General features: G+C 69.5%; 27 protein-coding genes and 1 rRNA gene. 15 read left to right on the top strand and 13 right to left on the bottom strand.

Features of this window, described 5'->3' with window-relative positions; all coding sequences use genetic code 11:
- Together FHR04_RS16155 and FHR04_RS16150 are read right to left on the bottom strand one after the other, a co-directional pair.
- The gene (locus FHR04_RS16155) at positions 1-345 is read right to left on the bottom strand and encodes an RNHCP domain-containing protein (RefSeq protein WP_039682430.1); all 345 of its coding nucleotides are present in this window, start codon (positions 343-345) and stop codon (positions 1-3) included.
- Positions 342-767 carry a hypothetical protein gene (locus FHR04_RS16150; RefSeq protein WP_039682428.1) on the bottom strand — a complete coding sequence of 142 codons (426 nt, stop codon included), beginning with the start codon at positions 765-767 and terminating at the stop codon, positions 342-344. Before FHR04_RS16150 ends, FHR04_RS16155 begins: the two co-directional genes overlap by 4 nt.
- Positions 768-828: 61 nt before the next feature.
- Between FHR04_RS16150 and FHR04_RS16145 the strand changes: the two genes are divergently transcribed.
- Positions 829-1,389 (top strand): Uma2 family endonuclease, encoded by a 561-nt coding sequence (locus FHR04_RS16145; RefSeq protein WP_139404310.1) that lies wholly within the window; start codon positions 829-831, stop codon positions 1,387-1,389.
- A gap of 61 nt (positions 1,390-1,450) precedes the next feature.
- Here the strand turns inward: FHR04_RS16145 and FHR04_RS16140 are convergent, their stop codons facing one another.
- Genes FHR04_RS16140 through FHR04_RS16115 form a run of 6 tightly spaced genes read right to left on the bottom strand, consistent with a single transcriptional unit; the run spans position 1,451 to position 7,972 of the window.
- Positions 1,451-2,062, bottom strand: coding sequence for a hypothetical protein (locus FHR04_RS16140; protein ID WP_139404309.1), 612 nt, complete (start codon positions 2,060-2,062; stop codon positions 1,451-1,453).
- Positions 2,063-2,114: 52 nt separating this feature from the next.
- Entirely contained in the window at positions 2,115-3,431 is a 1,317-nt protein-coding gene (locus FHR04_RS16135; protein WP_139404308.1) for an ABC transporter permease, read from the bottom strand.
- The gene (locus tag FHR04_RS16130; RefSeq protein WP_311734731.1) at positions 3,428-4,177 is read right to left on the bottom strand and encodes an ABC transporter ATP-binding protein; all 750 of its coding nucleotides are present in this window, start codon (positions 4,175-4,177) and stop codon (positions 3,428-3,430) included. Before FHR04_RS16130 ends, FHR04_RS16135 begins: the two co-directional genes overlap by 4 nt.
- Positions 4,174-5,550 (bottom strand): efflux RND transporter periplasmic adaptor subunit, encoded by a 1,377-nt coding sequence (locus FHR04_RS16125; RefSeq protein ID WP_139404307.1) that lies wholly within the window; start codon positions 5,548-5,550, stop codon positions 4,174-4,176. Before FHR04_RS16125 ends, FHR04_RS16130 begins: the two co-directional genes overlap by 4 nt.
- A complete protein-coding gene (locus tag FHR04_RS16120; protein WP_249039166.1) occupies positions 5,547-6,545 on the bottom strand; it encodes a TolC family protein in 999 nt (332 codons plus the stop codon). Before FHR04_RS16120 ends, FHR04_RS16125 begins: the two co-directional genes overlap by 4 nt.
- A 50-nt stretch (positions 6,546-6,595) precedes the next feature.
- Positions 6,596-7,972 carry a TolC family protein gene (locus FHR04_RS16115; protein ID WP_139404305.1) on the bottom strand — a complete coding sequence of 459 codons (1,377 nt, stop codon included), beginning with the start codon at positions 7,970-7,972 and terminating at the stop codon, positions 6,596-6,598.
- Between the two features lie 255 nt (positions 7,973-8,227).
- On the opposite strand from FHR04_RS16115, the gene FHR04_RS16110 reads away from it, so the two are divergent.
- From FHR04_RS16110 to FHR04_RS16060, 11 genes are all read left to right on the top strand, one after another.
- Positions 8,228-8,911 (top strand): response regulator, encoded by a 684-nt coding sequence (locus tag FHR04_RS16110; RefSeq protein ID WP_039682415.1) that lies wholly within the window; start codon positions 8,228-8,230, stop codon positions 8,909-8,911.
- Positions 8,908-10,221 carry a sensor histidine kinase gene (locus tag FHR04_RS16105; RefSeq protein WP_249039165.1) on the top strand — a complete coding sequence of 438 codons (1,314 nt, stop codon included), beginning with the start codon at positions 8,908-8,910 and terminating at the stop codon, positions 10,219-10,221. The genes FHR04_RS16110 and FHR04_RS16105 overlap by 4 nt, the downstream gene beginning before the upstream one ends.
- 91 nt (positions 10,222-10,312) lie before the next feature.
- The gene (locus FHR04_RS16100; RefSeq protein WP_039682414.1) at positions 10,313-11,332 is read left to right on the top strand and encodes a D-alanine--D-alanine ligase family protein; all 1,020 of its coding nucleotides are present in this window, start codon (positions 10,313-10,315) and stop codon (positions 11,330-11,332) included.
- Positions 11,333-11,457: 125 nt separating this feature from the next.
- Positions 11,458-12,363 (top strand): pyridoxal kinase PdxY, encoded by a 906-nt coding sequence (pdxY, locus tag FHR04_RS16095; RefSeq protein ID WP_139404304.1) that lies wholly within the window; start codon positions 11,458-11,460, stop codon positions 12,361-12,363.
- 104 nt (positions 12,364-12,467) lie between these two features.
- A complete protein-coding gene (locus FHR04_RS16090; RefSeq protein ID WP_039682412.1) occupies positions 12,468-13,130 on the top strand; it encodes a hypothetical protein in 663 nt (220 codons plus the stop codon).
- A gap of 174 nt (positions 13,131-13,304) precedes the next feature.
- Entirely contained in the window at positions 13,305-14,990 is a 1,686-nt protein-coding gene (locus FHR04_RS16085; protein WP_139404303.1) for a glycerol-3-phosphate acyltransferase, read from the top strand.
- A gap of 139 nt (positions 14,991-15,129) precedes the next feature.
- Entirely contained in the window at positions 15,130-16,653 is a 1,524-nt protein-coding gene (locus tag FHR04_RS16080; RefSeq protein ID WP_139404302.1) for a phospholipase D-like domain-containing protein, read from the top strand.
- Between the two features lie 49 nt (positions 16,654-16,702).
- Positions 16,703-17,698, top strand: coding sequence for a 4-hydroxy-3-methylbut-2-enyl diphosphate reductase (ispH, locus tag FHR04_RS16075; protein WP_039682410.1), 996 nt, complete (start codon positions 16,703-16,705; stop codon positions 17,696-17,698).
- 88 nt (positions 17,699-17,786) lie between these two features.
- The gene (locus tag FHR04_RS16070; protein WP_139404301.1) at positions 17,787-18,590 is read left to right on the top strand and encodes a [LysW]-aminoadipate kinase; all 804 of its coding nucleotides are present in this window, start codon (positions 17,787-17,789) and stop codon (positions 18,588-18,590) included.
- On the top strand, positions 18,587-18,958 hold the full coding sequence (locus FHR04_RS16065) for a YbjQ family protein (protein ID WP_211344210.1): 372 nt from the start codon (positions 18,587-18,589) through the stop codon (positions 18,956-18,958). Before FHR04_RS16070 ends, FHR04_RS16065 begins: the two co-directional genes overlap by 4 nt.
- A 37-nt stretch (positions 18,959-18,995) precedes the next feature.
- Positions 18,996-19,274, top strand: a complete 279-nt coding sequence (locus FHR04_RS16060) for a hypothetical protein (RefSeq protein WP_139404300.1) — start codon at positions 18,996-18,998, stop codon at positions 19,272-19,274.
- Positions 19,275-19,359: 85 nt separating this feature from the next.
- Here the strand turns inward: FHR04_RS16060 and FHR04_RS16055 are convergent, their stop codons facing one another.
- From FHR04_RS16055 to FHR04_RS16040, 4 genes are all read right to left on the bottom strand, one after another.
- The gene (locus tag FHR04_RS16055; RefSeq protein WP_139404299.1) at positions 19,360-20,712 is read right to left on the bottom strand and encodes a S1C family serine protease; all 1,353 of its coding nucleotides are present in this window, start codon (positions 20,710-20,712) and stop codon (positions 19,360-19,362) included.
- A 95-nt stretch (positions 20,713-20,807) separates the two neighbouring features.
- A complete protein-coding gene (locus FHR04_RS16050) occupies positions 20,808-21,236 on the bottom strand; it encodes a S1 RNA-binding domain-containing protein (protein WP_052195232.1) in 429 nt (142 codons plus the stop codon).
- Between the two features lie 93 nt (positions 21,237-21,329).
- A complete protein-coding gene (locus FHR04_RS16045) occupies positions 21,330-23,468 on the bottom strand; it encodes a hypothetical protein (RefSeq protein WP_249039164.1) in 2,139 nt (712 codons plus the stop codon).
- Complete coding sequence (locus tag FHR04_RS16040; RefSeq protein WP_139404298.1) at positions 23,465-24,043, bottom strand: glycerol-3-phosphate acyltransferase; 579 nt, start codon at positions 24,041-24,043, stop codon at positions 23,465-23,467. Before FHR04_RS16040 ends, FHR04_RS16045 begins: the two co-directional genes overlap by 4 nt.
- 123 nt (positions 24,044-24,166) lie before the next feature.
- On the opposite strand from FHR04_RS16040, the gene FHR04_RS16035 reads away from it, so the two are divergent.
- From FHR04_RS16035 to FHR04_RS16025, 3 genes are all read left to right on the top strand, one after another.
- The gene (locus FHR04_RS16035) at positions 24,167-24,949 is read left to right on the top strand and encodes a HesA/MoeB/ThiF family protein (protein ID WP_139404297.1); all 783 of its coding nucleotides are present in this window, start codon (positions 24,167-24,169) and stop codon (positions 24,947-24,949) included.
- 204 nt (positions 24,950-25,153) lie between these two features.
- Positions 25,154-25,495, top strand: coding sequence for an HU family DNA-binding protein (locus FHR04_RS16030; protein WP_039682404.1), 342 nt, complete (start codon positions 25,154-25,156; stop codon positions 25,493-25,495).
- Between the two features lie 419 nt (positions 25,496-25,914).
- Positions 25,915-26,409, top strand: a complete 495-nt coding sequence (locus tag FHR04_RS16025; protein WP_311734732.1) for a CarD family transcriptional regulator — start codon at positions 25,915-25,917, stop codon at positions 26,407-26,409.
- Positions 26,410-26,532: 123 nt separating this feature from the next.
- Here FHR04_RS16025 and FHR04_RS16020 read toward each other — a convergent pair.
- Positions 26,533-26,659, bottom strand: a 16S ribosomal RNA gene (locus tag FHR04_RS16020); the annotation flags it as partial.

Below are 26,659 nucleotides of genomic sequence, written 5' to 3'. Positions count from 1 at the left end.
CTATCGCCGCGTGGTCAGCGCGATCAGCGCGTCCCAGTCGTCCGGCTGCCGGGCATCGTCCAGGGCGGCGCGGTTGCGGCCCGTGAAGCCGCACTTCTGGCACTGGTGCACCAGAATCCAGCCCTTCTTGCCGCTCTGCTCCGCGCCCACCGGCACCAGCAGGCCGTGGCAGGTGCTGGCGCGGTCACCCGGCAGCACGTCCACGTGCAGGCTGTGCAGGCACGCGGGGCAGTGGTTGCGGACGCTGCCGTTGGTCAGCGGCAAGACCTCCGCGCCGCAGTTGCGGCACACGAAGGCGTTGTTGGTGCCCTGCACGGTAAAGCGGCGGCCCGCCGTGTCGGTCACGCCCGGCCCCGCAGCTGCCGCCCGCGCGCTGCCCAGCGGGCATCCAGAAACGCGCGGATCACGGCGGTGCCCACCAGCGCCGTGCCCAGCAGCAGGTAGGCCAGCCCGGCCCCGCTGACCACCCAGCCCTGCCACGCCACCGAACCGGCCAGCATACCGATCACGAACACCACCAGCCCCGCCACCATGCAGAAGCCCACGGTCAATCGCCAGGCCCACACGCTGCCGCGCCAGACGTTGTAAAGCAGGACAGCTGTGGCAAAAGCGTAGAGCAGGTTGCGCAGCCAGTCGGCCGTCTGCCCCTGCACCAGCCCGGCCACGAACGGCGTGATCGTCACCATGAAGATGCCGAGCAGCACCGCCAGCGTGGGCGTGCGCCCGGCCTCGGCCTGCTGCGCGTTGAAGGGGGAGGGGGCGGCCATCAGACCCCTATTTCAGCACGGCGGGGGCGGGACAATTGGGGGGCAGGGAGTATCCTGGGGCATGTCTGATCCGGCCTTCAAAGCGATGAGCGTTGAAGAGTACCTCCGCACCGAGGAACTCAGCCCGTACAAGCGCGAGTACGTGGGAGGTTTCGTGTACCCGCTGCACGGGCAGGCGGGAGCGAGCAGGTCTCATTCTCTGATCGGTGGCAATATTTTTGCGGCGCTTCATGCGGCAGCCCGGAAAGCTGATTGCCGAGTTCATCAGTCCGATATGCGCCTGAGCCTGGAGGGCAGCAGCACGTTCTTTTACCCGGACGTGATGGCGGTGTGCGACAGGGACAGTGGAACCCGGATGGCCGAAACGTCGCCCTGCTTGCTGGTGGAAGTCCTGTCGCCCAGCACCGCCGCGCATGACCGGGTGGGCAAGTACGGCATGTACACCGCCATTCCCAGCCTGCAAACCTACCTGATCGTGGAACAGGAGGAACGGCGGGTCTACGCCTACACGCGCCAGGGCCAGACCTGGGCGCTGGCCGAGCTGAGTGGGCAGGGCCAAGTGGAGATCGCCTGCCTGGGCCACACGCTCACGCTGGACGAGATCTACGCCGGGGTGCTGTAGCGAGAGGGGCAGGTGAACGCGCCCCTCCCATAGAGGCGAGGGCGCGTTTGCGTGTTCCGCGTTACTTCTTCTGCAACACGGCGATATACGCCTTCAACGCGTCCGCCGCGCGCCCCTGCTTGAAGGGGTTGAATTTGGTGGGATCGAACGGGCCGCCCTGCGCGTTCTGGCCGCCCGCCGCGCCCCTCGCGGCCTGACCGCCGGGACGCTGCCCCGCGAATCCACCGCCCAGGCCGCCGGGCACACCGGGAATCCGCACGCCCGCGCCGCCCTGAGTGCCGCCGCCGGCCTGCCGCTGGGCGCGCTGGGCCTCCCTTTCCTTCTCGGCCTTGAGCACCAGGGAATCCAGCGCCGTGAGCTGCTTGTCGGTCAGGATCTTGTCCTCGATCTGGGTCAGGTATTTCTTGGCGTCGTTGGGCTGCACGCCCGTGGCCTTTTGCAGGGCGGTCAGGATCGGCAGCAGTTGCTTGGCCTGCGCCTTGCTCATGGCGGTGGCCTTGTTCTTCTCCAGTTCGGGCAGCAGGCGGATGTCCTGCGCCAGATCGTTGACGGTCTGGAACTGGGCCATGCGCGCGCGCATTTCCGGCGTCATCTGGCGGTTCGGGGTGGTCTGCTGTGCACTGGCAAACGCGGCGAGGGTCAGAACGCTGGTCAGCAAGAGGATATTTTTCATGGAGTTCGCTCCTTGGGAAGAGGGCTGAGGCCGGATGGTCACAGCGCTGGCCTCACTCGTACCTGAGGCTGTCCACCGGATCCAGGCGCGCGGCCCGCGCCGCCGGGTAGTAGCCGAAGAAGATGCCCACCAGGGCGCTGAAGATGAACGCGACGACGATGGGCGTGGCGCTGAAGACCGGCGCGATGCCAAAGAAGTTGCCCGCGTAGGCCGCCGCGACGCCCAGGCCCAGACCGATGACGCCGCCGCCGATGGACAGCAGGCTGGCCTCCACCAGAAACTGCGTGAGGATGTCGCGCGGCTTGGCCCCCAGCGCCTTGCGGACGCCGATCTCGCGGGTGCGCTCGGTGACCGAGACCAGCATGATGTTCATGATCCCGATGCCGCCCACCAGCAGGCTGATGCCTGCGATGGCCCCCACCAGAATGGTCAGTGTGGAGGTGATGGCGTTCAGGCTGGCGAGGCTGTCGGCCTGGTTCTGCACCTGAAAGTCCAGATTCTCAGGATCGGTCTGCTCGTGGCGCACGCTGAGCAGATCGGTCACGTCGGTCTGAAGTTGGGTCAGGTCTTTGGCGTTGCTGGCCGAGAGGTAGACGTTGCTGACGGTGGGCTGTCCGCCCGCGCTGTTGGTGCGCGAGAAGCGCTGGAGGAAGGTGCTCAGCGGGATCAGCACCTGACTGTTGGCGTTGCCGAAGCCGCTGTTGCCCTTGTCGGGCAGCACGCCCACCACCGTGAAGGTCACGCTGCCCAGGCGGATCTTCTGGTTCAGGGCGTCCGTGTCCGCCGCACCCTCGCCCCACAAGTCCACCAGCACCTGGTGACCGATGACTGCCGTGCGTTTGCGGCCGTCCACGTCGGCCTGCGTGAAGTAGTCGCCGGCCTCGACGGGGCTGTTGCGCACCGCCGCGTAGGCCGGCCAGGTGCCCACCACGCTGGCCTGGGTGTTGACGCGGCCCAGCTTGGCCTGCACGTTGCTGTTGACGGTGGGGGCCACGCCGGACACGCGGTCTCCGAAAGCAGCGGCCAGCGCCTCGGCGTCCTTGACGGTGATGGTCTGGCGCGGGCCGCCGCGCACCAGACTGCCGCCCCCGCCGCCACGCGCGCTCTGGACGGTCAGCAGGTTGGTGCCCAGCGATTCCAGCCGGTCTGTCACGCCCGCCGTGCTGCCCTGGCCGATGGCGGTCAGCGCCACCACCGCCGCCACGCCGATGATCACGCCCAGCGCGGTCAGGACGCTGCGCATGGGCGTGCCGATGATCGCCCGCCACGCAATCGTGAAGGCCCCGCCCAGACCGATGCCGCGCCGCAGAGGTGGAGAGGCCGGTGCTGTGGGCGTCGCCTCACGCTTCAGGTCAGAGGTAGTCGTCATCCGCCCGCCCGTCGGGGGGTCTGCCGCGTATCGGATTCCATCAGGCCGTCGCGCACACGGATGATTCGCTCGGCGTAGGCCCCGATTTCCGGCTCGTGCGTGACCAGCACCACCGTGGTGCCCTCGGCGTGCAGTTCACCGAACAGGGCCATGACCTCCTCACCCGTGCGGGTGTCCAGGTTGCCGGTGGGTTCGTCGGCCAGCAGCAGGCGGGGACTGCCGGCCAGGGCGCGGGCCACCGCCACGCGCTGTTTCTGCCCGCCGCTGATCTGGCTGGGCAGGTTGCGGGCCTTGTCCTCCAGGCCCACGCGGCGCAGCACGTCCAGGGCGCGTTCGCGGCGCTCGGCGGCGGGCACCCCGGCGTAGGTCAGCGGCACCTCCACGTTTTCCAGCAGGTTCAGCCGGGGCAGCAGGTGAAACGCCTGAAACACGAAGCCGATGTCGGTGTTGCGGGCCTCGGCGCGTTCGTTCTCGGACAGGGTGGTCACGTCGCGCCCGCCCAGGGCGTAGCTGCCCGCGCTGGGGCGGTCTAACAGGCCGATGATCTGCATCAGCGTGGTCTTGCCGCTGCCCGAAGGCCCCATCAGGGCCACCATCTCGCCCTGGCCGATCTGCACGTCCACGCCTTTCAGGGCCTCGAAGACCACGTCGCCCTGCTCGTAGACCTTGCGGATACCGCGCAAGTCCACGACGGGCGGCGCTGAACCCACCGGCCGCGTCGCCTGCATCACGCCGGAAGCGGTCACGGTGCGCCTCCGAAGCCGCCGGGAGGGCCTCCGCCGAAGCCGCTGTTGTTGGTGCGGGGAGAACCAGAACCGCCAGAAGTGGATGTCCCGCGCGCGCTGCCCGGCACGATCACGTCCTGCCCGGCTTCTAGGCCCTCGGTGATCACGGTATTCGTGCCGTCGGTGGCGCCCGCCATGACGCGCACGCGTTCCGGCTCCGCGTCCGGCGTGGCGCCCGGCACCTCCACGTAACTGCGGTTCCTGACCGTCTGGATGGCCTTGCTAGGCACGATCAGGCCGCGTTCCTGGCTCTGGATGATCTCGGCCTCGGCGGTCATGCCGCTCCTGAGCTGGCCGTCCGGATTGGGCAGCGTGACGGTGGCGGTGAACACGCTGATGCCGCTGGACTGCGTGGCCCCCGGCGACACGCGCGCCACCTTGCCGGTAAAGGTCTGGCCGTCGTAGGCGTCCAGCGTGACCTCCGCCGTCTGCCCGGCCTGCACCCCCGCGATCTCGGTTTCGTCGATCTGCACCGGCAGGTTCAGGGTGCTGTCGTCCAGGATGGTCAGGATGGTGGTGCCGCTGTTCACCACGGTGCCCGCGTCGGCGCTCACCGTGCTGACCACGCCGCTGATCGGCGCGTACAGCTTGAGGCTGGCACGCGACTGCTGCGCGGTTTCCAGCGCAGTCTGGGCCTGCTGCACGGCGATCTGCGCGCCACGCAGGTTCTCGGCGTCGCTGCTGGCCCCGGTGCTGCTCTGGGTCTGGGCGGCGCTCAGGGACGCGCGGGCACTGTCCAGCGCGAGCTGCGCTTTCGTGACCGTGGCCTGCGCGGCGTTCAGATCGGCGTCGGACAGCGCGCCGATGGCGTGCAGTTGCCGCTGCCCGTCCAGGGTGCGCTGCGCCTCGGCCAGGGTCTGCTGCGCCCCCAAGACGCTGTTCCCGGCGCTGCTCACGCTGCTGCCGCGCCCCGCCGCGCTGCTGGCCTGGTTCGCACGGGTGGCGTCCAGGCTGGCGCGGGCCTTGTCCAGATTCAGCTGGGCGGTCTGGACATTCTGTTCCACCGCGTCGCTGCTCAGACGGGTCAGCAGCTGCCCTTTCGTGACGCGCTCGCCCACCGGCGGCACGGCCCCCACCGTGCCCGCCTGATCGGCCCCCACCGTGCGGGTGGCCCCGGCCTCCAGCGTGCCGGGGCCGTTGACGCTGATGCGCACCTGGCCGCGCTGCACCGTCGCGGTGGTCACGGTGGGCGCGGTCACGGCGGTCTCGGCGCCCGTCCGCGCCAGGTACACGCCGCCGCCCACGCTGCCCAGCAGCAGCGCCCCCAGGACGAACAGCGGCCAGCGCCGGGGCCGCGCCGCCTGGCCGCGCGCAGGGGTGGACGTGGTGGTCACAGCGCCCCGCCGATGCCGGTCAGGTTCTGCCCGCTGGCGACGGACAGGGCGGCCAGGGCCTCCAGCACGTTGTCCTGGGCCTGCAGGCGGGCGAACTGCGCCTTTTTCAGGCTCAATTGCGAGGTCTGCAATTCCACCGGGCTGATGGTGCCGCTCTTGAGGCGGGCGGCGTCCTGGGTGTAGGTCTTGAGGGCCGCCGCCTCACGCGCCTGCGCTACGCCCAGCAGTTCGGCGCTGTTTTGGGCTGTCTGGTATGCGCTGGCAAGGGCCTGCGCGGCACTCTTGGCGGCGCTGTCCACGCCCCGCTGCGCGTTCGCCAGGGCGGTGCGGGCGTCCTGCAGCGTGCGGGCCGGGGTGAAGTCGTTGTCGGCCAGCTTGACGTTCAACTGCGCGGCGGCCAGATCGTTGTTCGCCGACACCTGCGAGGTCAGCGTGCCCAGGCCCGCCTGCAACCGGCTCAGGGTGGTGCTGAGCTTGGGCACGGTGGCCACCCCGGCGGCCCGTACGCCGCCCCCCAGCCCGGTCAGGGTGGACAGCCGCGCGCTGGCGAGGCCCACCTGGGCTTTGGCATCTGCCAGGTTCTGCTGGCTGCCCGACAGCGTGTTCTGGGCATTGTTCACGTCCAGCGCGGTGGCGTTGCCGATGCCCTGCTTGACCTGCGCCACCTGCACCGCCTTGCTGTCCACCGAAACCTGCAGGGTCTGCAGCGCCACGTTCTCCTGCGCCTCCAGCAGCGCCGTGTAGGCCGTGACCGTGCTTTGCAGGGTGTTGAGCCGCGCGCCGCGCAGCGCCGCCTGGGCCTGGGCCTGACCGCCCGACGCGCTCAGCTTGGCGGCCACCAGCGCGCTGGGATCGGCCTGCGCGGCGCGGTTGGCCGCCTGCGCCTTGTCCAGATTGGCCTGCGCGGTCTTCACGTCGGCGTTGTTGGTCAGGGCGGCGGTCACGGCGGCGCTGGCCGTCACGGCGGGCGCACCCTGCGCCAGGGCAGCGGGCAAGAGCAACAGGGAGGCCGTCAGAAGGACTCGATTGCGTGTTTTCGTGGGGTTCATCGGGGGCCTCCGGCAGCGCTTTGAAGTTGAAGCAGGTTGGTCTGGGCGGTGATGCGGGCGGCCAGCAGGTCACGCTCCGCCCCGGCCAGTTCGAGTTCGGCGGCGCTGACGTCGTCCGCCGTGCCGGTGCCGGCTTCCAGGCGGGTCTGGGCCGTTTGCAGGGCGAGCTGCGCCACCTGCACGCCCGTCTCACGGGTCTGCACGGCGATCAGCGCGGTTTGCAGGGTGCTGTAACGGGTTCGTACGTCCAGCTCAGCATTCTGCTGCGCCACGTTCAGCGACAGCTGCGCCTGCGTGACGCTGGCCTGCGCCGCCGAGAGCTGGGCTTTCTGACCCGGCGAGTACACCACGTAACTGCCGGTGACGCTGGCGCTCAGGCGGCTGGCCGTGGAGGCCGTGGCCGAGACCCCCAGCGGCAGGCTGTACCCCGCGCTGAGCGTTCCCTGCTGCAGGTTCAGGGCCGTGGTCAGGCCGCCGCCCCCGCCGGGGCCGTAGCGCACGCTGGCGGTCAGGTCAGGCAGGGTGGCCTGGCGCTGCTGGCTGGTCAGATCGTCCTGCGCGGCCTCCAGGGTGTTCTGCGCCCCAATGACTTCTGAACGTGAGGCCCTGGCCTGCGCCACCAGCGCCGCCACGTCCGGCAGCGTGACTTGCGTGGTGGGCAGGGTGCTGAAGGTCACGTCCCCCACCTCACTGCCCAGCGCCGCCTCCAGCCCGCGCCGCGCCGCGTCCAGACTGGCGGCGGCCTGCACCTGCGCCCCCTGGGCACTTTGAACGGCGGCCTGGGCACTCAGGACGGCCCCGGCAGTGGCGTTGCCGACGCCCTGCTGGGTCTGGGTGACGGTCAACTGGCGCTGCCGCAGGGCCAGGGTGCGGGCCGCGATGTCCATGTCCTGCGTCGCCAGCACCGCCGCAAAATACTGCCCCGCCACGTTCAGTCGCGCCGAGTTCTGGGCGTCGGTCAGCCGTGCCTGGGCCAGCGCCAGCCCGCGTTCGGCGGTTTTCAGACCGCTCCCGTTACTCGCCCACGGCAGCAGCCCCAGGCTGACGTTCACGCCCGCTGCGCCACTGGTGCTGCCCGCCGTGGCCGTGCCGTCCGCCGCCGTGCCTGGGCCGCTGTAGGCCGCGTTGCCGTTGACCGAGACCGTCAGGCCCAGCGCCGTGCGCGCCGCGTTCAGATTGGTCTGGGCCGTCTGCACGCTCAGGCGCGCGGCGGTCACGCTGGGGGCGGCGTCCAGACGGTTCAGGGCGTCTTCCAGGGTAAACGGCGTGCCAGTCTGCGGCTGTGCGGACTGCGCGGAGGCCGCGCCGCCCAGGGCCAGCGTCAGGCAGACCAGCTGCAAGGGTGGGGGCCGTGAAGATCGGGGGGCGTTCATGACCGGCAGTCTGGGGGCGGCGTGCGAACGCTCCGCGCAGGCTTTTCGAAGATTTGTCGAAGGCGCCCCCACGCCGTCTGAATCAGCGTCGAGGCCAGATTGGAGGCCCGGTCTTCCCCCGCTGACCTTCGCCCAGTCTTCACGCGGCGGGGCTACTGTGGGCCGCATGAACGGGACTCGCGGGGGGCAACATGAAAACAGCACGAGGCGGACGGCGGCCACACCTTCAGCCCTCCTGACGGGCGGGCCGCGCCCATGAGCGCCCTGCTGCTGATCGTGGAGGACGAGCCGCAACTGGCCGAGGTGCTTGAGGCCTACGCTCGCCAGGAGGGCTACCGCACCGAGCGGGCCGGGGACGGCATTGCGGCCCTGAGCGCCTTCCGGGCCGTCAGCCCAGACCTGATCCTGCTGGACGTGATGCTGCCCGGCAAGAGTGGCCTGGACGTCCTGAAGACCGTCCGGGCGGACGGCGGCACCCCGGTGATCCTGGTGACCGCCCGCGCCGAGGAAACCGATCAGATCGTGGGGCTGGAACTGGGCGCGGACGACTACGTGGTCAAGCCGTTCCGCCCGCGCGAGGTGATGGCCCGCGTCAAGGCGGTGCTGCGCCGGGCGAGCGCCGCCCTGGAAGACCTGGACAAGCCGCTGCGGGTGGGGCCGCTGGAGATCGATCCCCGCGCCGTCCTGGCCCGCGTGAACGGGCAGGCGCTGACGCTGACCCCCGCCGAATTCCGGCTGCTGTCTCATCTGGCGCAGTCGCCGGGCCGCGCCTTTACCCGCGAGGAACTGCTCGCGGCGGCGCTGCCCGACTCTGAGGCGCTGGAACGGGTGGTGGACGCGCATCTGGCCGGGGTGCGGCGCAAGCTGGAGGCGGCGGGGGCGGCGGGCCTGCTGCGCACCGTGCGCGGCGTGGGCTACCGGCTGGAGGCCACCGGTTGAAGCAGACGCCGGCCTCCCGCAGGCGCGGCCTCTCGCTGGGGTTCACGCTGCTGCTGGCCATGCTGGCGGTGGTGGGGCTGTCGGTGGGCAGCACCTTCGTGTTTTCCAATCTGGCGGTGCAGGGCGAGTTCCGCCGCCTGCCGCCGGAAGTGCAGCAGTACCTGCGCGCCCAGCAGGAGGCGCAGCGCCGGGGCGAGGTGATCGTGGCCGCGCCGACGCCGCAGATCCGCACCGGCACCCCGGCTGATCCCTACCTGCCCCCTGGCCGCAGCAGCCCGGACGTGAACGGCGTGGTGCGCGGCGCGGGCGGCAACGACATCGTGATCGAGGCCGGCGCCAGGGTGCGGGGCCGGGACGACAGTGGTGGGCCGCCCCGGGGCTTCACGCCGCGCACCCAGGACTTTCTGGAGAACATTCAGCGCAACCTGCTGCAGGTGGGGCTGCTGGCCGCCGCCGCGTCGGCGCTGCTGGCCTTCGTGCTGTCGCGGCGGCTGGCCCGGCCGATCCTGGCCGTCTCGGCGGCGGCGGCGGGGCTGGCGCGCGGGGACCTGAGCGTCCGCGCCCCGGTGCTGAGCGGCGAGCGCGAACTGGCCGAACTGGCGGGCAACTTCAACGAGATGGCCGCCAACCTTCAGCGGCTGGAAAACGAGCGGCGGCAGGCGGTGGCCGACATCGCCCACGAGCTGCGTACCCCGCTGGCGATCATGCAGGCGCGGCTGGACGCCCTGGAGGACGGCGTGTACACGCTGAGCCCCGAGCAGGTGGCGCTCCTGAGCCAGCAGACCCAGCAGCTCACGCGGCTGGTGGACGATCTGCGCACCCTGACGCTGGCCGAGGCGGGCCGCCTGCGCCTGCAGCCCGGGGCGCTGGATCTGGCCGCCCTGAGCGCCGGGGTGGTGCGCGATCTGACAGACCGGGCCGGGGCGCGCGGCGTCACGCTGCAGCTGAACGCGCCGCACCCCGCCCCGCTGCACGCCGACGCCGGGCGGGTGCGCCAGATCGCCGTGAACCTGCTGGAGAACGCGCTGCAACACGCCTGCAGCCGCGTCCAGATCAGCGTGGAGACCAGCGGCGCACAGGCGTGGCTGCACGTGGACGACGACGGCCCCGGCATTCCCGAACCCAGCCGCGAGGCCGTCTTCACCCGCTTTACCCGCCTGGACAGCAGCCGCACGCGCGGCACCGGGGGCAGCGGCCTGGGCCTGGCCATCGTGCAGGAGCTGGCGCATGCACACGGGGGCGAGGCGCGGGCCGAGCGGGGGCCGCTGGGCGGGGCGCGTTTCACGGTGCGGCTGCCACTGAGCGGGTAGAGGTGAGGGAGGGGGGGCGGCTGGCTGGCCTGACGCCAGGGGCCAGCAGGGTTCTGCCGGCTGCCTCACCCCCGTGACATACTGCGCCCCGATGAAGAAGCGCATTCTGCTGCTGGCCGGCGGCCAGTCCGGGGAACACGAGGTCAGCCTGATGAGCGCCCGCAGCGTCCTGGCCGCCCTGCCGCGTGACCAGTTCGACGTGACCCCGGTGGCCATCAGCAAGCAGGGGCGCTGGCTGCCGCCCACTGACACCCGGCAGGCGCTGGAAAACGGCGTGGCAGCCTCTGGAGGCGATCTGGTGTTGCACCGCGTCGCCAGCGCCGAGGGCTACGACGCCGTCTTTCCGCTGCTGCACGGCCCGATGGGCGAGGACGGCACGGTGCAGGGCCTGCTGACGCTGGCGGGCATTCCGTTCGTGGGCAGCGGTGTGCTGGGTTCGGCGGTCAGCATGGACAAGGTGATGACCAAGCAGGTGCTGGCCTCGGCCGGCATTCCGCAGGTGGCGTGGCGGCTGGCGGTACGGCGCGAGTGGCAACAACACCAGGACGCCGTGCGGGCGCGGGCCGCCGAACTGGGCTTTCCGCTGTTCGTCAAGCCGGCCAACCTGGGGTCCAGCGTGGGCATCAGCAAGGTGCGTGGGCCGGCTGACCTGGACGCCGCGCTGGACCTGGCCTTCAGCCTAGACCGCCGGGTGATTCTGGAAGCCATGACCGCCCACAAACCGCGTGAACTGGAGGTGGGCGTGCTGGGCAACGACTCGCCCATCGCCAGCCCGGTGGGCGAATTGCGCTTCGGGGCCGAGTTCTACGACTACGAGACCAAATACACCGAGGGCCGCGCTTCCGTGCATATTCCCGCTCCCATCCCCGATGACGTGTCGGGGCGCGTGCGGGAACTGGCCCTGACGGCCTTCCGCGCGCTGGACTGCGCCGGGCTGGCCCGCGTGGACTTCTTCTACCTGGAAGAAAGCGGCGAGCTGCTGCTGAACGAGGTCAACACCATGCCCGGCTTTACCCAGACCAGCATGTACCCCAAGCTGTTCGAGGCGGCGGGCCTGGGCTACAGCGAGCTGGTCACGCGACTGGTGGAACTGGCACTGGAAGAGCGCTAAACGCACCGAAACCTCGCCAGTTCCAGAACACGGCGCAGACCCAGACACACAATCCCATCAGGCAGCAACCGGGCCGCTTGTGGGGCAGGACGCGAAATGGCCCCACGCGGCCTATCCTGAAGAACATGACAGCCCCCTTCCCGGACGCCGCACCGTCACCGCTCAATGTCCTGAGCATTCAGTCATGGGTCAGCTTCGGCCATGTCGGCAACGCCGCCGCCGTGTTTCCGTTGCAGCGCCTGGGAATCGAGGTCTGGGCGATTCATACCGTGCAGTTTTCCAACCACACCGGGTACGGCGCGTGGACCGGGGCGGTGTTTCCGCCCGAGCAGATCGCCGAGCTGGTGGACGGCATCGAGGCGCGCGGCACGCTGGACAGTTGCGCGGGCGTGCTGAGCGGCTACATGGGTTCGGGCGGCACGGTTGCGGCGGTGGTGGAGGCGGTGCGGCGCGTGCGCGAGGCCAACGCGGCGGCGCTGTACTGCTGTGACCCGGTGATGGGCGACGTGGGGCGCGGCGTATTCGTGCGCCCGGAGCTGCCGGACCTGATCGCGGCGCAGGCGCTGGGGGCCGCCGACATCCTGACCCCCAACCAGTTTGAGCTGGAGCTGCTGACCGGGCGCGAGGTCCGGACCCTGCAAGGGGCGCTGGCGGCAGCCCAGAGTCTGCGCGAGCGGCTCCACCCCGGCGGCCCGCGCATCGTTGTGGTCACCAGTCTGGTCAGGGAAGACGCCCCGGCGGACCAGATCGAGACGCTGGCCGTGACCGACGACGGGGCGTGGCTGTGCAGCACGCCGCTGCTGCCGCTGGACCCCCCGCGCAACGGGACCGGGGATACCATCGCCGCGCTGTTCTTCGGCCACTACCTGCAGCAGCGGGACGTGGGGGCGGCGCTGAGTCTGTCCATGAGCGCGCTGTACGGCCTGCTCAAGCGGACCCACGAGGCGGGCAGCCGCGAGATCATGCTGGTGGCCGCACAGGACGAGTTCACGTCACCCTCCCAGCGGTTCGAGGCCGAGAAGATCGCCTGAGCGGGGTCACATGAGACCGACCTACAGGTCACTTCAGCATCGTCCCAACGGTTTTTTGAGGTCGTCTCATGTCAGCCTGAGAGGCCTCGCCCAGACTGGGTGACATGAAACACATTCTGTTCCCCACGACCGCACAGGCCGACGCGTTCATCGCTGAACTTCAGCAGAAGGGCGTGGTGGCCCCGACCATGGGCACCTCGACCTACAACCGCCACAGTGACCTCCGCACGGCGGACAACGGCATGGCCGACACCTACGGCAACGGCATGGACAACACGGCGGCAGCGGGCGGCGACGTCCGGACCTACGACAACACCGCCGACGGCGAGCCCAGTGCCGCCGCTGAAGACGCGGGCGCGGGTGCCGTGAAGGGCACCGGCGTGGGCGCCGTGGTGGGTGCGGGTGCGGGCCTGTTGGGAACGGCAGGCACCGTTGCGGGCGTTGGGGCCACGGTGGCCACCGGCGGTCTGGCGATTCCGGTGGTCCTGGGCATGGCCGCGCTGGGTGCGGGTGTGGGCGCCGCGGTGGGCGCAGCCGGCGGCGCAGCAGGTGTGGACGAGAACCACGACGGCCGCACGGCCGATGACGATTACGGCACCTACGGCGTCAGCGACGACTACTACGACCGGATGCACAGCACGGTGAACGCCGGGGGCCGCGCCGTGGCCGTCGAGGACGCGGTGCCCTACGACGTGGTGGCCGAGGCGGTCAAGCGCCACGGCGGCGAGTTCGTGGACGAGAACACGATGGACGCCCGCCGCATGTAAACCGTCCTCACCGCGAAACGTCCCTCCTGCATCTGCGGGAGGGACGTTTTGTGGTCGCCTCCAATGGGCAGCGCGGCTGAGCTGGAGGGTTCCACACGCGGGCTGGGCGGGCCATCCCATCCCCAGTCATCTCGCCCAAGGGTCCGGTGACCTGAAAGCCCTAGAATGCCTGGCATGTTGTTTCTGTCGGCCCTGTTGCTGCTGGTGGCCTTTCTCGTGGGCAGTCTGCCGCTGGGCCATCTGCTGCTGAACCGCGCTGGGGTAAACGCCCGCCTGAGCAACGCGCACAACCTGGGCGTGGAGAACATGCTGCGGCTGGTGGGACCGGGGCTGGCGACAGCCTCCGCGCTGCTGGACGCGGGCAAGGGCCTGCTGGCGGTGCTGATGGCCTCCAGCCTGGGGTTGCCGGAAGTGACCGTGCTGGCGGCACTGGCCGCGTATCTGGGCCACCTGAACCCGCCAACCGCGCTGTACCGTCCGCTCTACGGCGCGGTGCCGCCGCGCGGACGCGGGAACTTGGTGCTGCTGGGCGTGCTGGCCGGACTGGCAGTAACCGGGGCCGTGCCGCTGTGGGTGGCGGCACTGCCGGTGGTGGTCTACGCGGGCGTGACCGGCTACTGGGGTTATGTCAGCGCGGCCACCCTCGCCGGACTGGCGGCTTTCGCCGTGGTGATGGCGCTGCTGCCCGCCGGCGTGCCGGCCAAGCTGGCGGCGCTGGGGTTGCTGGTGGCGGCGGGCTGGCGCTTCAAGGAAAACATCGGACGCATGCTGGACGGCACCGAACCGAAGTTCGGCGAGGAGGTGCCGCTGGCCGGCAAACGCAGCGACGAGGTGGTGGCCGCCTTCATGATCCACCCCATGACGCTGGAGAACTTCTGGTCCGCCCGCCGCTTCGCGTGGATGAAGCCGCTGGTGGAGCGCGGGGTGATCAGCGAGCGCACCGTGCGCCAGATGGCCGAGAACCTGCGGCCCATGAAGGTGGGTGAGCTGCGCGGCATCCGCACCCCCGAGGGCCAGAGCATCCGCTGTTACCTGCTGTCGAGCCCGCTGCTGCCGGATGTCTTTGATTCACAGCCGGAACTGGCCACCCGCCGCGCCATCGAGGGCGCGCGGCTGGCGCACGAACTGGGCGCGGAGGTGTTCGGGCTGGGCGCCTTCTGGTCGGTGGTGGGCAACAAGGGCGTGGACGTGCAGGCCGCCGTGCCGGAAATCACCGTGACCAACGGCGGCGCGTACACCTCGGGGACCATCAAGGCCGCGATTCCAGGCATTCTGAAACATTTCGAGTCGGAGGGCCGGGACCTGGGGGCCGCCACCGCCGGGATCGTGGGCGCCAACGGCGTGGTGGCCTTCGGCATCGCCCGCACCATCGCGCCGCAGGTGGCGAGGATCATCATGCTGGGGCGCAACATGGACAAGCTCGAGCGCAGCGCCGCCACCCTGCGCCGCGCGAACGCCCAGACCGAGATCATCACCACCACTGATTACGCCACGCTGAAAGACGCGGACCTGATCTTCACGGCCACCAGCGATCCGCAGCCGGTGATCTTCCCGCAGCACGTCAAACCCGGCACCTGGATCTTCGACGAGGGCCGCCCGGCAGACGTGGCTGAAAGCGTGGCGAGCATTCCTGGCGTGCGGATCATTCCCGGCGGCGTGGTGCGCCCACCCGGCGGCATGACCACCGCCATCGACCTGCAGTTCGGGGACGGCGCGGTACCGGCGTGTCTGGCCGAGACCCTGATCATCGCGGCCACAGGCGAACACGGGCGCAAGAGCCTGGGGCCGCAGACGCTGACCGAGAACATCAACTTCTTCGTGGAGCAGGCCGCGCGGCTGGGCTTCACGGTGGTGGACTGAACGGGTCACAGCACGTGCCTCCGGTCCCGCACGCTGCCCCTCTGTTGATCCTCGTTTCCAACCTGACGCGTCTCTAAGAACCTCCGGGGCGGGCCTTAAAGTGGTGCCCAGCGCGCGTGCCAGCGGCTTATGCTGCCGCATGACTGCCCGCGCCGCCCGTCTGCTGCTGCCCTTCGCTCTGGCCTGCGGTGGGCACGGGCAGGGCGCGGAGGTGCCGCTGGGGTTGGGGCCGGTGGCGCCGCCCGCGCCGCTGAACCCGCCCCCCTGCGCCCCGCCCACGGACCCGCTGGAACACGCCCTGTGGACCGTGACCACGGCGAACGGCCAGCCGGACCTGAGCTGCGACAACGCCTTCGTCGGGTACCTGCGCACACCGCGCGGCCTGACCACGCCCCTGGACGCTTTCGAGGTGACTGCCAGCCAGATCGCCAACGCCAGAAGCGAGGTGCTGCTGGCCAGCATGGAGTGGAATGCGGGGCCGGGGCTCCCCGGCTGGACCTTCGCGCAGGCGGTGGCGGCGCTGTACGCGCGGGTGCGGGCCGATCCCGCCGCGTACCCGCAGGGCATGACGGTGCGGGCGCTGCTGGGCGGCTTTCCGGATCTGCAGCGCCCCGACGGCCGGACCCAACCGCTGGCCCTGCTCGCCGATCTGCTCGATCTGGGCGTGCCGCTGCAGGACGCCCGCGTGGGCTGGACCCTGACCATTCTCAATTACCGCTACTTTCCGCACAGCCACGTCAAGCTGCACGTGATCGACGGGCGGGACCTGACGGTGGCCGGCTACAACTACACCGACTGGCACCTGCCGGCCTCAGAGGCCGGAGGACGCGACCTGCATGATCTGGGCCTGCGCGTGACGGGACCGGTGGCGCAGAGCGGCGTGGCCGCCTTCGACGATCTGTGGCGGCACAGCCTGCAACTGCGCTGCCCGGAGGGCGTCACGCGCAGTGGGGCGGAGGCGCACTGTCAGCTGGCCCCGCCGGACCCGGTGACGCACCCGGCGGCCGCGCGGGAAGCCGTGCCCAGCGGCCACGCACGGGCCTTTATGCTGTACCGCCGCCCCGGCGACGACTCGGCCGACCGCGCCCATCTGGCCCTGTTGGGCGCGGCCAAGAGCCAGATCGATCTGATGCAGGCCGACTTTGGCCCCACGCTGAACTGCTGGGGCGCGTACCTGAACCCGCAGGGCTGCGGCCCGGACACCTGGCCCGTGTACATGACCGCCGTGCTGGAGGCGCTGGAGCGTGAAGTGCACGTCCGGCTGCTGACCGTGGACTACGGCACGGGGGCGGCGGCCAACCGCAGCGGCGTCACCCTGCTGCGCCAGGCGCTGCGCCGACGGGGGCTTCAGGACCGCTTCGAGGCGCGTTACGTCACCTTCAACATGCACACCAAGGCCCTGACGGTGGACCGCCGGGTGGTGGTGGTGGGCAGCATGAACTTTCACTTCAGTGCCTGGGGACGGCTGGGGCTGGCCGAGGCCGCACTGGCGACGGGCGATCCGGCGGCGGTGCAGCAGCAGGAGGCCAGCTTCGAGCGCATCTGGAAGACGGCCAGCCGTCCGGTCCCGGACGAATGGTGGCTGAACACCGTGACTCCTGATCTGGGGCCTCCACCGGACGCCGGGACACCCGACACGGTCACGCCCAGCCCCGGCCCGTAAACTACCGGCATGACTGACCTCTCCCCCGCCCCGTTGCTGCGTCGTTCTCATGGTTGAGCGCCTGTATCTGGCCAAGCCGCGAGGCTTCTGCGCGGGCGTGGTCATGGCCATCGGCGCCGTGGAGCGCGCCGCGCAGACCGAGGACAAACCCGTCACCGTCTACCACTCGATTGTCCACAACCACACCGTGGTGGACCGGCTGGCCCGAGATCACAGCGTGCATTTCGTGGAGAATCTGGACGACGTGGAAGCTTTGCCGGGGGGCGGCGACACCGTGGTGTTCTCCGCGCACGGCATCAGCCCGCTGGTGCGCGAACGGGCGCGGGCGCTGGGGTTGAGTACCATCGACGCCACCTGCCCGCTGGTCACCAAGGTCCACACCGAGGCCAAGAAGTACGCCCGCGAGGGCCACACCATCCTGCTGATCGGCGACAGCGCCCAGCATCAGGAGGTGATCGGCACGCGCGGCGAGGCCCCGGACCACACCATTCTGGTGGGCGTGCTGGGCAAGAGCGGTGAGGGGCTGCACGACCCGCACACGGTCACGGTGCCGGACCCCGAAAAGTTGGTGGTCCTGACCCAGACGACCCTGAGCGTGGACGACACGCGGCGCACGGTGGACATTCTCAAGGCCCGCTTTCCGAAGCTGATCGTGCCGCCCAGCGAGGACCTGTGCTACGCCACCAAGAACCGCCAGGACGCCGTGAAAGCCATCGCGCCCAACGTGGACGCCTTTCTGGTCCTGACCAGCACCCACTCCAGCAACGGCATGCGCCTGCTGGAACTGGCCGCCGAGACGTGTGGGCGGGCCGAGCGCCTGGAAAACGCAGATGATCTGGCGGGCCTTGATCTGGGCGGCGTGAAGGCCATCGGCATCACCAGCGCGGCCAGCACCCCCGACGATCTGGTGCAGGCCGTGGTGGCCCATTTCCGCGCCCTGAACCCGGGGTTGCAGGTGATCGAGGAGGGCGAGTGGGAGAACATCGAGTTCCGCGAGCCGAAGAAGATTCTGCCGGGTCAGCCTTTGCCGCGCACGATGGGCTGATGTCGGCCCAGGGTCCGTGCCGGGTCTGAACGTCTGAGTGTCCGCCGCCTGCCCTTTGCTCTAGCATACCCCGCATGAGGGAACGAGTTTGATCGTGGTCAAGGTGGGCGGCAGCGCCGGGATCGATTACGACGCGGTGTGCGCCGATCTGGCGGCGCGCTGGAAGGCGGGCGAGAAGCTCATTCTGGTCCACGGCGGCAGCGGCGAGACCAACCGCGTGGCCGAGGCGCTGGGCCATCCGCCCAGATTCGTGACCAGCCCCAGCGGCTACACCAGCCGTTTTACAGATCGCCAGACCCTCGAAATCTTCGAGATGGTCTACTGTGGCAAGATCAACAAAGGGATCGTAGAGCGCTTGCAGCGGCTGGACGTCAACGCGGTGGGGCTGTCGGGGCTGGACGGGCGCATTTTCGAGGGCCGCCACAAGGACAGCGTGCGCGCGGTGGAAAACGGCAAGACGCGGGTGCTGCGCGGCGATCACACGGGGACGGTGGAGAAGGTCAATACCGGCCTGATCGAGTTGCTGCTCACAGCGGGCTACCTGCCCGTCTTGACCCCTCCGGCCAGCAGCTACGAGGGCGTGGCGATCAACGTGGACGGGGACCGCGCCGCCGCCGCGCTGGCGGTGGCTCTAAAGGCCGAGGCGCTGCTGCTGCTGTCCAACGTGCCGGGGCTGCTGCGCGCCTACCCCGACGAGGCCAGCCTGATCCGCCATATTCCGGCGGACGACGTGGAAGCGTACCTGGAATTTGCCCAGGACCGCATGAAGAAGAAGGTGCTGGGCGCGGCGGAGGCCGTGGCGGGTGGCGTCCGCCGCGTGATCTTCGGGGATGCCCGGGCCGGACAGCCGATCACGGCGGCGCTGGACGGCGCAGGAACGGTGGTGTCGTGACCGGACACCCGCAGCAGGGTAGGCATGGGGGCGCCCAGTTGCACCCGATGATGATCACCACCACCAATGAACTCGAAGGCCAACGCGTGACCCGTCAGCTGGGCGTGGTGCGCGGCCTGACCGTGCGCTCGCGCAGCGTGCTGGGAAATCTGGGCGCCTCCCTCCAGACGATCCTGGGCGGCAACATCACCCTGTACACCGAGCTGGCCGAAAAGGCCCGTCAGGAGGCGTTCGACCTGATGGTCCAGCACGCCCAGGAACGCGGGGCCAACGCCATTCTCGCCATGCGCTACGACGCCAACGAGATCACCGACGGCGTGACCGAGGTGCTGGCCTACGGCACGGCGGTGGTGGTGGAACCGCGCTGACCTCCGCCCGCCTGATTTCGGGCATGATGGTCCCCCGATGAACGCCGCCGAACTGCTGACCTACCTGAACGCCAGGGGCGGCCAGGAATACCGCGTCACCGCCCTGCTGCACGTTGGCCGGGGCAAGAAAGCCAGCGTCCGTGAACTGGGCGAGTACCGCCTGAACGTGCGCGGCACTCAGGTGCAGGCCACCGGCCCCAGCGGACAGACGCGCCTGCTGGACCGGGGCGAGTTCATGGCCGTTTTCAGCAGCTATTCGTTCGGCCCGGCCACGCCCACCGGCGAGATGACCGATCTGGGACCGCTGTTCGGCTGAGCGGTCCCGGCCAGCAGGGTCACACAGAAGAGGGGGCGGAGGTCACAACCCCCCGCCCCACTTCACTTCCGGTGCCCTGCTGGCTCTACTGCTGCGCGGTGGGGAACGTCACGTCGCCCAGATTGACCGTGACCTCGCGGGTCTGGCCGCCGCGCCGGACAGTCAGCTTCACGCTGTCGCCCATGCTCTTGCCCAGAACGGCGCTTTGCAGGCTGTTGTCGTCGGTGATGGGCTGGCCGTCAATGGCGGTGATCAGATCGCCGTCGGTGGACACGGTGGTGGTCTGGCCGGTGGCCGGATTGGTCAGCTTGATGCTCTCGTTGCTGCCTGCCTGCAGGCTGGCGTTGGCGGCGGGACTGCCCGGCACCACGCTCTGCACCAGCGCACCATTTTCCGGCAGCCCGGCGGCCTTGCGCTGCTCAGGGCTCAGGCCGCTGATGTCCGTGAAGGTGATGCCCATGCGCGGCGGCTGCACCACGCCGCCCTTGCCCGCCTGCAACTGGGGCAGCAGTTTCTTGACCGTATTGACCGGGATGGCAAAGCCCACGCCCGCGCTCTGGCCGGCGCCGCCGGTCAGGATCTGCGTGTTCACGCCGATCACCTCGCCCGCACTGTTCAGCAGCGGCCCACCGGAGTTGCCGGGGTTGATCGCCGCGTCGGTCTGGATCAGGCTCTGCTTGATGCCCTGCATGCCCACCGGGGCGGTGCGCTCCAGGCTGGAAATAATGCCCTCAGAGACGCTGAAGTCCAGACCAAAGGGCGCGCCCATCGCCACCGCCTTCAGGCCCACGTCCAGCTGGCTGCTGTCGCCCAGCGGAATCGGCTGGATCAGGTTCTTGGGCAGACCCTCGGCGCGGATCAGCGCCAGATCGAAGTCGGGCGCGCGGGCAATCACCTTGGCCTTGTACTCGGTCTTGTCCCCGTGAACGCGGATGGTGATCTCGCTGGCCCCGTCCACCACATGGTTGTTGGTGATGATGTCGCCCGCACTCGACACAAAGAACCCGCTGCCCGTGCCGGTCTGGGGTTGCGGCGTGCCGCCGCCATCGCCGCCATCTCCAAACGGACTGGCACCGTCACCGAACGGAAAGCCGAAAGGCATCTGCTCCTGCATCCGTTTGCGCAACTGGGCCTGGGGACTGGCCGAGGCGTCTGCCTTTTCAGTCACGCTGACGTAGACCAGCCCGCCCTGCCGCGCCTTGACCACGTTCACAGTGTTGGCCTCGGATTCGGTGCGGGCGCGCCCGCCGTCGTAGCTCTGGGTCAGCGGGGCCTGGGGCGGCGTCGCCAGGGCCTGGACCATCTGGCCCTGGGTGGTCTGAGCGGCCGTAACCGGCGCGGCGTTCTGGGCGGCCGAACGTTCGTTGACGCCGTAGCCCACGAACGCGCCGAGGGCCAGCGTGCCCGACAGGGCCAGGATAGACAGGTTCTTCTTCATGACCGCAGTGTGGCGCGGCCCGGTTACACGGCGGTTAAAGCCTCAGACAAAGCAAGGCTCCCGGCCATAGGGAACCGGGAGTGCGTGTCTCAGGCTTACTTCTTGCGCTTGCCGCCGCCGCCCGGCTTCTTGGGGCCGCCGGTGGTGGTGCGCTCCTTGGCGTCGCGCATGAAGGAACGCAGCTTGGCCTCGAACTGCGGACTCTGCCGCCCGATGGCGCGCGGGCGCGGCACTTCCTCGGGCTCCTCGAGCAGCTCCTTGATCGACAGGTCCAGGCGACCACGCTCGTCGCGGCCCAGCACCTTGACCTCGATGTTCTCGCCCTCGCGCACATGATCGTGGATGTTACGCACGAACGAATGGGCGATCTGCGAGATGTGAACGAGGCCCGTCTCGCCGTTCTCGAACTGGATAAACGCGCCGAAATCGGTCACACGGGTTACGCGGCCCTCGGCCACCGCGCCAGAGTCAAGCTGCACTAAAGAAGTTCTCCTGGGGAAAGCATGGCTCACATGGTACACCATGCGGGCGGAAGGTGGGTCACTTTTTAAATGCGGCGTCAATGGTTGCCGGCTGGAGGCGTCCCAGACACCAGAAACCACCTCCCGCCTGCCTGCCTAGCTGTCGGCGCGTGCTTTCCAACGCTGGTGGCGGTAGTGCCGGACCTCGGCAGTCAGCAGCAGGGCGGCGTTCAGGATGTAAATGACGGCCAGCGTAACGATCAGGCCGCCCTGCAGGGCGCCGGAGGCCAGCAGCGGCAGCGCCGGAAACGTGACCAGGCCGCTCCAGGGGGCCAGCGCCGTGAGCACGGCCGCCCAGGCCAGCAGCAACATGCCGCCCCACGGACTGTTCATCAGCCCGCTGCCGGGCAGCAGCAGGGCCAGCACGCGGGTCAGGGGCGCGCGGGCCTGCGCCGGGGTCAGCCTTGTGCGCGGCAGCAGCAGCGACAGGGCCATCAGCGCGCTCAGCAGCGCCGCCCCCAGCAGCGCCCAGCCCAGGCGGGCGCTGCGGCCCGGCGCGGGGGTCAGCACCTGGGCCGGGTGGAGCAGCGCCTGGCGCAGCGTCACGCTCAGGTCACCGGTCACGGCGCGGGTCAGGCTGCGTTGGTCCGGGTAGCACAGCCGGGGCTGACCGGGGCGGTACGTCCGCTGGAAGCTGCTGTCCGGCGTGCCGGGGTTCAGGCCCAGGTTGAAGGCGGACGCGCTCAGGTCCGGGCGGGCCGACAGCGCGGCGCGGTACTGTTCGCGGGCCTGCGCCTCGTCGCCGCGGGCCTGCGAGATCGCGCCCAGGTTGTTCAGGGCGCAGGCGTCGGGTAGCGCCCCGGTGTAGGTCTGACGGGCCAGCGAATCGTCCCCGTCCAGCTGCGAGGCCAGCGCGATCAGCAGGGCGCTGTCGGGGCCGGGACGCAGGTTCAGGTCCCCCAGCCCCGCCCCACCCCAGCCCCCGCCGTAGGTGCCGATGTTCAGCGCTGGACTTCTCAGGGCCGCGCCGGCCAGATTGGCCCACTGCCACCCGCCCAGCGAGACCACCAGGCCGGCCAGCAACAGGGTCAGCAGGAAACGCTCGCTCAGGGAGGCGTAGGCCACCGAGATCAAGCGGGAGCGGGCCAACGGGCGGCGCAGCCACGCCCGGAACCGCCCTCCCAACGGCCGGGTGGCCTCCCCCTGGGGTTGCCACGCCCGCACCGCCAGGACCACCAGGGCCGCGCCCACGCTGAGCAGTAGCGCCAGGACCAGGAAACGGGCGGCGTCCCGCACGGTGTCCAGTCCATCCGCCCCGAGGTTGTACAGGGTCCCGGTCCGCAGCGAGCGCGAGAACTGCCGCCATTCCTCGGCCTCCCCGGCGCGGCCCTGGGCTTCCAGAATGCCCGCGTACCGTGCGTACAGGGCCGGGCCGCCCTCGAAACGCGGATGCAACTCGCGCAGGTACCCTATCCAGGCGGCGGCGCGGGCCAGCCGGTTCTGGTCCAGCAGCGTGCCCAGGTACGCGCTGGGGTTGCCATACGCGCCCAGGGCCGCCCGGCTGACCGGCACGTCCGGGTCCAGTCCACGCCCGGCGGCGTCGCGGCGGGCGCGGTCCAACGCCAGATCAGCCGCCGCCGGATACCCCGCCGTGTCCAGGCGGGCGGCCAGTTGCACCCACGCCGGGAACGGGAGGCTGGTCCCCAGCGCACGGCGCACGGCGCTGAGGGCCGCGTAACTGTCGCCTGCCCTGCGGCGCTGCTCGGCCAGCCGCAGCAGCAGGAAGGGGTTGGTGGGGTCCTCGCTGGCCGCCGCCTGCACGCCCGCCTCCGGTACCGCCTGGGCCGCACGCAGCAGCCACTGCGTCACGGTGGGGTCCGGCGGAAAGACCACCCGTTCCTGCACGCTGGGGCCTGCCGCGCCGCCGGCCAGCGTGAAGCGCTCGGCGTAGCCGTCTCCCGCAGTGGTCACCCGGACCACCCCTCCGGACGCGTCCAGGGACGTCACGGCGCCGGGCAGATCGGCGCGGCCCAGCACCCGGCCCCGCGCGGTGTACGCGTACACTTCCGGTCCCACCCCCAGATACGTCACGCCGCCCACCTCCAGCGGGCCGCTCAGGTCCCCCAGCGCCGCCGGATAGCTGCGCTGCCACACCAGCCGGGAACCGTCCTCGTAGCGCAACGTGCGGCCTTCCAACACCGGGACGGCCTGGGCCGGCCCCCACAGCACGGCGGGCAGCAGGCCCAGCAGAAACCGCGCCGCGCGCCGCCGCGCCCCGGTGTCCCGCCGCCTCATCGTTTGTCGCCCTGGGCCACCGGCACAGCCAGCAGATGCGCGGCCCGCACGGCCATCGCGGCGCTCCCCGCCAGCAGATCGGCCAGACCGCCGTAACGCAGGCTCAGCAGCACGCCCAGCGGCACGGCGACGGCAGTCGCAAACGGCACGGCATTCAGGTTCAGGCGGCTTTGCAGGGTGGCGCGGTACAGCGGGATCAGCGCCAGGCCAAGCGCCAGCGTGCCCAGCAGGGTCAGCGGGGCGACCACCAGCAGGGCGCCCATCAGAGGCGCAATGCCGCCGCCACCGCGGAACCGGAAGAACAGTGGATAACAGTGGCCCAGCACGACCGCCAGGGTGGCGATCCAGGTCTGTTCAGGAATCAGCGCACGGGCCAGCAGCGCGGCCAGCACGCCTTTAAGGATGTCCCCGGCGGTCACCAGAATGGCAGCGTTGCGCCCAAACTGCCGGTAGGTGCCGCTGCCGCCCGGCAGGTCCCGCCCCAGAATATCGGCCCCGCGCGCCCGCGAGTACAGCACGCCGGTGACCAGTGACCCCAGAAGGTAGGACAGGACGGCAACCAGCAGGGCTAACATACGGGCCGCATTGTAGGGCAGCGCCGCAGCCGGGACAGGCGCAGCCGCACGCGGCGGCCCAGAACCGCTGGACTGTGAAGCGGCGGCCTCCGTCGCCGTCCAGTCTCCATTACACTCGGCCCAATGACCGCCGCAAAAAGCAGCGTCCGGGCGCTGAAGGAACTCCAGGCCCCGGCCCAAGGGGAACTCTCGCGTGAGGAGTTGAGGCGCTACTCACGGCAGCTGCTCGTTCCAGAGTGGCTGCAGGCCGGAGCCCAGGAGCGGCTGCGACACGCCAGCGTGCTGCTGGTGGGCGCGGGTGGACTGGGCGGCCCCGTGGCTTTGCAGCTGGCCGGAGCTGGCGTAGGACGCTTGGTGATTGCGGACGGCGACACGGTGGGGGTGAGCAACCTGCACCGCCAGACGCTGTTCACGGCCGCCGACGTGGGCCGCCTCAAGGCCGAGATCGCCGCGGCGCGGGCACAGGCCCTCAATCCCTTCGTCCAGGTGCAGGTGGCGTCCAGACTGGACGGCCATGATCTGGACCGCCTGGTGCCCAGCGTTACGCTCGTCGTGGACGCTACTGACAACTTCGAAACGCGTTACGCCATCGCCGACGCCTGCACACGGGCCGGACGTGAGTGGGTCTGGGGAGCAGCGGGCGGCAGCAGCGGGATGGTCAGCGTCTTTGGCCCCCATCTGGGCCTGCGGGATCTGTTTCCCACCCCCGGCGACGGCCCGTCCTGCGATGAGACGGGCGTCCTCGGACCGGTGCCTAATCTCGTGGGCAGCCTGATGGCTCAGGAGGCCCTCAAGGTGCTAGGCGGCGTCGGTGACCCCCTGCGCGGCAAGCTGTGGACCTTCGAGGCCCTGTCAGGGCAGGCGCGCCTGCTGTCCCTCAAGTCCGTCAAACCAGTCACTCCTTAATTCTTTACTCATTTAAAACACATCTGAATCGACGTTTGTAAGGGAGTAAACGGTGGTTCATTGCTGTTTTGTCCGGTGAGGGACATCATGAATCACCGGAAAGGCTTTGTGAGACAGCAGTTCCGAGTATTGACGATTGATTAATGTGTGTTAAGGTGCATTTGAGCCAACAATCTGCTCAATCCAGAGCCCGGAGGTTTGTCCATGGCAAAAAGCACCAAAGCCGCCACGAAACCCGCCGCCAAAGCCACACCCACAAGAAGTGCCAACAGCAAGATCGCCAAGACCCAGATCATTGACATGGTGGCCGACAAGACCAGCCTGAACAAAAAGCAGGCCGGCGAAGCGGTCGCCGCCGTCCTGACGAGCGTGGTCACGGCCCTGCAGGGTGGCAAAAGCGTCGGCCTTCCGGGTCTGGGCACCCTCAGCGTGACCCAGACCGTGGCGCGGACGGGCGTTCGGCCCGGCACCAGCCAGAAAATCACCATTCCCGCTGGCAAGAAAATCCGCTTCAAAGTGGCCAGCACCCTCAAAGGGACGCTGTAAGCCCTGACCGGGTGCGGTTCCGCCGCCCCGTGTTCAGGATGTTGCCCCTGAAGCCCAGTCCGTCGAGAAATGGTGTCGGATGGGCTTCTTTCATTGGCATCCAGTTTCAACCGATTCCTGGCTTGCATCTGCTCTATTCGCGGATTTCAGTTCGGTCTACCAGACCGCCATGAAGCAACCCTAATGCATTCCTTATCGCTTTGGCCTAAACTGTAACCTATGCACCACAATCAGGCTTGGCTGGGACGTCCAGAGCGGTTGCCCGCTCTGGCATGGCGGAGGAGATCCCCAAATCTGCTGGTGGCGACTTCTGTCAGCCAAAGCACCGGCTTGAGGGCAGTCAACGATTCGCAGCCCTTCTCCTGGCCCCCCAACTGTATCTGTGCACTATGGCGTCAGGAGGTCTGGTCTTGACACAGGTGGCCTTCACCCAGGGGGACCGTGTGGTCTTGCCCCCCTATGGCCTCGGGGTAATCAGCGGCACGTGCAGACGGCCCGTCGGGGAAAACTCGTACGAGTATTACGAAATCCAGTTCGCACACACGGCCAGCCGCGCCTATGTCCCGGTGGCCGCCCCCCAGAGCGCCGGGATGCGCGCCGCGCTGACCGAGAACGACCTCCCGGAATTGCTGGCACAGTTGCAGGGCAGCACGTTGAAGTTGCCGCCGCAGTGGGCGGCACGCCAGCGGCTCGTCGCCGAGATCCTCGCTGGCGGCAATCCGCTGGAACTGGCCGTCCTGACCTGCGAGTTACGGCGCTGGAACACCGAGCGGGGCCTGCCCGACCTGGACCGGCAGGCCTTCCGGCGGGCCATCAAACTGCTGGAGCAGGAGGTGAGTGGTCTGGAAAACGATGACGCGCAGATGGTCCAGCAATTTCTGGAGCGTGCGTGGCACGAGACTCCACAACATTGACATCCCAGCAAGCGATACCCGCAGCACCACAAAACAGCGCAGCGCCCCCAACGGGTGTTGGGGGCGCTGAGGCAGAGAAATCAAACCCTCGGAGAGGGCTGAACAAGCAGTGCGGAGCGAAGTAAAGGAGGTGATCCAACCGCACCTTCCGGTACAGTTACCTTGTTACGACTTCACCCCAGTCATGAACCACAGCCTAGACGCCTGCCTTTCGGCTCCCGGCGGTTTGAGCTGCAATTTACTCCCGTGG

This window comes from Deinococcus radiopugnans ATCC 19172, from assembly GCF_006335125.1.
In the GTDB taxonomy this organism is placed as follows: domain Bacteria; phylum Deinococcota; class Deinococci; order Deinococcales; family Deinococcaceae; genus Deinococcus; species Deinococcus radiopugnans.
Note: the sequence above shows the minus strand (reverse complement) of the source record. Positions and strands in the feature narration are given on the sequence as shown.

Bases quoted from the DNA above. Each gene is read 5' to 3' on its own strand.
- FHR04_RS16150 (WP_039682428.1), bottom strand. From the start codon at position 767: ATGGCCGCCCCCTCCCCCTTCAACGCGCAGCAGGCCGAGGCCGGGCGC.
- FHR04_RS16145 (WP_139404310.1), top strand. From the start codon at position 829: ATGTCTGATCCGGCCTTCAAAGCGATGAGCGTTGAAGAGTACCTCCGC.
- FHR04_RS16140 (WP_139404309.1), bottom strand. From the start codon at position 2,062: ATGAAAAATATCCTCTTGCTGACCAGCGTTCTGACCCTCGCCGCGTTT.
- FHR04_RS16135 (WP_139404308.1), bottom strand. From the start codon at position 3,431: ATGACGACTACCTCTGACCTGAAGCGTGAGGCGACGCCCACAGCACCG.
- FHR04_RS16115 (WP_139404305.1), bottom strand. From the start codon at position 7,972: ATGAACGCCCCCCGATCTTCACGGCCCCCACCCTTGCAGCTGGTCTGC.
- FHR04_RS16110 (WP_039682415.1), top strand. From the start codon at position 8,228: ATGAGCGCCCTGCTGCTGATCGTGGAGGACGAGCCGCAACTGGCCGAG.
- FHR04_RS16100 (WP_039682414.1), top strand. From the start codon at position 10,313: ATGAAGAAGCGCATTCTGCTGCTGGCCGGCGGCCAGTCCGGGGAACAC.
- pdxY (WP_139404304.1), top strand. From the start codon at position 11,458: ATGACAGCCCCCTTCCCGGACGCCGCACCGTCACCGCTCAATGTCCTG.
- FHR04_RS16090 (WP_039682412.1), top strand. From the start codon at position 12,468: ATGAAACACATTCTGTTCCCCACGACCGCACAGGCCGACGCGTTCATC.
- FHR04_RS16085 (WP_139404303.1), top strand. From the start codon at position 13,305: ATGTTGTTTCTGTCGGCCCTGTTGCTGCTGGTGGCCTTTCTCGTGGGC.
- FHR04_RS16080 (WP_139404302.1), top strand. From the start codon at position 15,130: ATGACTGCCCGCGCCGCCCGTCTGCTGCTGCCCTTCGCTCTGGCCTGC.
- ispH (WP_039682410.1), top strand. From the start codon at position 16,703: ATGGTTGAGCGCCTGTATCTGGCCAAGCCGCGAGGCTTCTGCGCGGGC.
- FHR04_RS16060 (WP_139404300.1), top strand. From the start codon at position 18,996: ATGAACGCCGCCGAACTGCTGACCTACCTGAACGCCAGGGGCGGCCAG.
- FHR04_RS16055 (WP_139404299.1), bottom strand. From the start codon at position 20,712: ATGAAGAAGAACCTGTCTATCCTGGCCCTGTCGGGCACGCTGGCCCTC.
- FHR04_RS16050 (WP_052195232.1), bottom strand. From the start codon at position 21,236: ATGGTGTACCATGTGAGCCATGCTTTCCCCAGGAGAACTTCTTTAGTG.
- FHR04_RS16045 (WP_249039164.1), bottom strand. From the start codon at position 23,468: ATGAGGCGGCGGGACACCGGGGCGCGGCGGCGCGCGGCGCGGTTTCTG.
- FHR04_RS16040 (WP_139404298.1), bottom strand. From the start codon at position 24,043: ATGTTAGCCCTGCTGGTTGCCGTCCTGTCCTACCTTCTGGGGTCACTG.
- FHR04_RS16035 (WP_139404297.1), top strand. From the start codon at position 24,167: ATGACCGCCGCAAAAAGCAGCGTCCGGGCGCTGAAGGAACTCCAGGCC.
- FHR04_RS16030 (WP_039682404.1), top strand. From the start codon at position 25,154: ATGGCAAAAAGCACCAAAGCCGCCACGAAACCCGCCGCCAAAGCCACA.